This is a genomic window from Microbulbifer aestuariivivens (genome assembly GCF_039545115.1).
In the GTDB taxonomy this organism is placed as follows: domain Bacteria; phylum Pseudomonadota; class Gammaproteobacteria; order Pseudomonadales; family Cellvibrionaceae; genus Microbulbifer; species Microbulbifer aestuariivivens.
The window spans coordinates 1-4317 of record NZ_BAABRT010000036.1 but is presented as its reverse complement, the minus strand read 5'-3'; the positions used below and the strand labels follow the sequence as shown (position 1 = coordinate 4317).

The 4317-nt window shown below is 47.7% G+C and carries 4 protein-coding genes; 3 read left to right on the top strand and 1 reads right to left on the bottom strand.

Annotation, left to right across the window (positions count from 1 at the left end):
* Nucleotides 1–670: RHS repeat-associated core domain-containing protein (locus tag ABEA58_RS14025; protein WP_345552491.1), on the top strand; the 670-nt coding region annotated here is incomplete at its 5' end.
* A 183-nt stretch (nt 671–853) separates the two neighbouring features.
* Nucleotides 854–1231 (top strand): hypothetical protein, encoded by a 378-nt coding sequence (locus tag ABEA58_RS14020; protein WP_345552489.1) that lies wholly within the window; start codon nt 854–856, stop codon nt 1229–1231.
* 35 nt (nt 1232–1266) lie between these two features.
* Here ABEA58_RS14020 and ABEA58_RS14015 read toward each other — a convergent pair whose 3' ends face one another.
* A complete protein-coding gene (locus tag ABEA58_RS14015) occupies nt 1267–1737 on the bottom strand; it encodes a YbbD-related protein (RefSeq protein WP_345552487.1) in 471 nt (156 codons plus the stop codon).
* A 1269-nt stretch (nt 1738–3006) separates the two neighbouring features.
* On the opposite strand from ABEA58_RS14015, the gene ABEA58_RS14010 reads away from it, so the two are divergent.
* Nucleotides 3007–4317 (top strand): hypothetical protein (locus ABEA58_RS14010; RefSeq protein WP_345552485.1); only part of this gene is annotated, 1311 nt, incomplete at its 3' end.

Here is a 4317-nt window from a genome sequence, read left to right as displayed (position 1 = left end):
GCGGCGCTATCGTTACGCCGGCGGTTACGCCCCGGTGAGCTACTCCGAAGGCGGCAACCACTATACGGTTGGCAGCGATTACCTGGGCACGCCCAAAGTGATGATGGACCTGTCCGGCAACAGTGTCTGGGCGCAGGTGATGAGCCCCTACGGTGAGTCGCAGGTGCATGAGGATCTGGACGGGGACGGGAATCGGGTTGTTCTAAATCTGAGATTTCCGGGACAGTATGCGGATCAGGAATCGGGAGCCTATTACAACTTTTTTCGGGACTATGACCCCAGTCTTGGACGATATGTGCAAAGTGATCCCATTGGGCTTCGCGGTGGGCTAAACACTTACGCCTACGTGGGCGGCAACCCGTTGATGTACACTGATCCGCTGGGACTTGTACCACCGAGCAATATCCCTCCGGGTGTAAATATCCAGCAAAACATCGCTGAAGCGAGCAATATGTCTCCATTTGAATTCTATGACGCTGTTAGAAATGGAGGCAGGTGGGACTACAAACAGCAAGGATCTCAGTATGAAGCTTTTGGAAACTATAACTATGGACTAACTGGGCGAGCTGCTGGATTTCCCGGCAACGTACTAAATCGCGCTGCTGGTTGGGCGCAAGGGTACAAGCAACTCAAATTGGGGGAGTTGGTGGGGAGGATCGCCGTACGGTGATGACCCGCGCGACCAACGATGGATAGATGAAGGTAGATATGATTTCGATGATGGCTATTATGATAGTTGGGATGATGGTTCATCTTGCCGACAAAATCCACCCAGTTGGAGTTCGCCAAACCCAAGTGGGTGTTACTGGGATTATTCTACTACTCCACCAAGAGCCAGATGTCCGGGGCACCCATGAATAAACTAATCAGCCTTACCATAACTTTTTTGTTACTAAATGGGTGTGACTCATCCAAATGCGGTAGCGAAATTGTAAGCCGTGAACTTTCACCGGATAAGCGTGTTGAAGCAGTTGTTTCCAAGGTTAATTGTGGCGCAACTACAGACTACTCCTTTAAGGTATATATTGTGCCGACTGGGTCTGATTCCCTTGGAAATCAGGTATTCCTTTCCGACCATACGGTAGGATTAAGGACAAGCTGGATTAAAAAACAGAGGCTGTCAATAACTTATGAAAAAGCACGTATATTCGAGTACACCAACTTTTGGCAGTCCAAGGATTTGGATAACTTCGAATATTTGGTTTCTATAACTGAAGCAATTAGAGACTAACTCGGTATAGTCGCTGCGTGCACAGCACAATTGATTCAATTGGCAAATGGGTTCACCCATATGAATGCCCGTTGATTCTCATGATCGACAGCCAGAACGCGATTGGAGCTATCATCGCACCGATAAAAGATCAGAGTGTTGTCTTTCACTGCCATAACCAAATCACCAACAAAGTTTGGGAACTTGCTCACCTGAGTTTTATTTGGCAATGAAATGTCCTTATTTTTCACCACTTGACAGTTTTTATAAAACTCATCAGATGATAAAAAATTGAATGCTATCCATGCTTCATTAGTATCGATGTCGTGTGATTCCTTTATTTTGAATGCTGTCTTCGGTAGCCAAATTGGAATCCAGCCAGACTCAAATATTTTAGGAATAGACGCAATTTCTTCATATGTATCGTAAGAGGATTCGGTAATTTCGAATCGCACAGATAAGTACAAGACTACAACTCCCACCAAAAACAGGGACAGCACCACCCATCCAATGTATTTTATTTTCATTGATATAAACATAAATTGCGAAAAAATGGGGTCAGAGTAAAATTATGACGCCTATTTTTTCTTTCCGATCCTGAGAATCCCCATCGATGATTTTCCTCATCTTTTTATAACCTCTTGTTCAGGTCACAGTGATTGGCCTGAAAAATTGCCTATGGCCCCCAAGAGATGTTCAGTGGGATTCTACGCCTTAATTTTACTCTGACCCTAATTATTTCTATTGTAACCAATTGAAGAGTTGGGGTCAGAGTAAAATTATGACGCCTATTTTTTCTGCTCGGCCCTGAGAAATCCCCTCAGGGATTTCCCCCTACTTTTTATAATCTCTTTTTCAGGTTACAGTGAGAGGCCTGAAAAATACCTGTGGCCAGCAAGAGATGTTCAGCGGGATTCTACGCCTTATTTTTACTCGGACCCCAATTATTACAGCAACCCATTCACGGAAATGGGGAATCCAACCGCTCCAACAATAGGGGCTGAAAATTTTTTACTGCTTGATTTTAAACAGCATCAAGCTGCATAACCTCACCTGCCTGAGTAGATTCAGCTCAAAGCATCACACGCCATAATTTTACTCTGACCCAATTATTCATTACTCATATATTCTATTTCCATTGAAAGCTATTGAAATCGCCAATGCAATAAACACAAAGTATGGATAGAGGCTGACACACTTCGGAATATAAAATGATTCCGAGCAATATTTACTTTCACATTCCCAACGATAATTTTTCGAAACTGAACTAATAAAAAAAAATGACAGCGCACCTATAATGCAAAGCAAGCCCTCTTCTATTGAAAATTTCACACCAAATAAAATGAAAAAATAGGATAAAAAATCTCGAATATACGAAGGTAATACTAAAAGAATTGTTAAAAAGTTGAGAGTGAACAATAGAGAGAGCTGCACGATTGCCGAGAATCTAGCAGAATTAGCTGAGCCCTCACTTTGTACAACATCTCTATATATCCTTCCATAACTCAGCAAGATGAATTTGTATAGTATACTTTTCATATTTTAACTTGCTTTAATTTTTATTAGTGACATAAAGACCAACAAGACCAACTGGTAATGTAAATATGTGAGGTGGAGACATCATTAACGCTCTGTAGAATGCGGTCGTGGCAGCTGATCTCATCGTACCATAATCACGAACCTCGTATGCCTGAGAATATTCTATGGCCGAGAGGCCATAAGAACCAGCTCCCATTACTATAGATGTATAGGAAAAATACCGAGATGCTGTGCAAAATTGGGGTCAGAGTAAAATTATGCGCCGTTACGAATACCAGGCCTGGACCAACCCCGTTGATAAGCAGGTCTACCAGCACCTGACGCGCATCATCGATGCCAGCGGTGTGGTGGTCACCGAGGTGACTTACAATGGCAGCAAAGTTGCCAGCTATACCGAGGGGCAAAACCGCTTTCAGTACAGCTATAACACCACTACGCGAACCGCCACCAAGACCGACAGCAGCGGAACCAACTGGCAGTTTGTTTACAACGCAGATCAGATTATTACCCAGAGGCGCATCCGTGCCGCCAGCAGCAGCTGGCTGACCACGGCCTACGAGTTCGACAGCAATGGCAATCCCACCAAGGTGACCGACCCGGCCGGGCAGGTGTGGCTGAGCAGCTACGATGCCCAGGGCCGCTTACTGTCAAGCACCAACCCACTGGGGGAAACCACCACCTACACCTACGAAGCTGACAAGCCCTGGCCACAGACGGTGACCAGTCCTGGTGGACGGAAACTGGTCTACAGCTACGACGAGCGCGGCAACCCACTGACGATTACCGATCCCGCCGGCCAGGTCTCGCGGATGGAGTGGAGTGCTGGCGGAGATCTCCTGCGGGCGACAGACCCCTTGGGGAATAGCGTGCAACTGACCTATACCCCCATGGGTCAGATCGCCTCCCTGACGGATTCTGAACAGCGTACCACCGCTTTTGAATACGACGCACTGGGGAGGCGCACCCTGACGATCCTGCCCGGCGGTGAGCGGCAATCCGCGGTTTACGATGCCAAGGGGCGACAGGTGGCGGCCATAGATGGCGAGGGCAACACCAGTCGCTTCGAGTACGGGCCAGCCGGGCGCCTGCGCGCAGTGGTCGACCCCAAGGGCTTCCGCACCGAGTTTGCTTATGACGGCTATGGCCGCATGATCACGGAAAAACGCCCCGATGGCAGTCAGATCCGTTATGCATATCGTGTGGATAACCTCCCGTCACAGAAAGTGACCCCCAATGGCGAGCAGATTATCAGTCTCTACGATATGGCAAAGCGCCGCCGGCAATTGGAAATACCTGGCATTACTTATAGCTACACTTATACCGCAAATAACCAACTGGCCAGTGTCAGCGGCAGCGATGGCACTGCCAGCAGCTTTACCTGTGACGCTGCCGGTCGCCGTCTGAGCGCCACCGACCAGGGGCGCACCATTGCCTTAAGCTACAGCGAGGAGGGGGAAATTGCCGGGCTGGATGTGGCGGGCGAGCAGCAGATGTTTGCCCGCAATAGCCGTGGCCAGATTACCGGTTTAAGTTTTGCGGGTATTGAATATCACTTCGGCTACGATGCG

Coding starts and splice junctions, on each gene's coding strand:
- ABEA58_RS14015 (WP_345552487.1), bottom strand. CDS start 1,737: ATGAAAATAAAATACATTGGATGGGTGGTGCTGTCCCTGTTTTTGGTG.
- ABEA58_RS14020 (WP_345552489.1), top strand. CDS start 854: ATGAATAAACTAATCAGCCTTACCATAACTTTTTTGTTACTAAATGGG.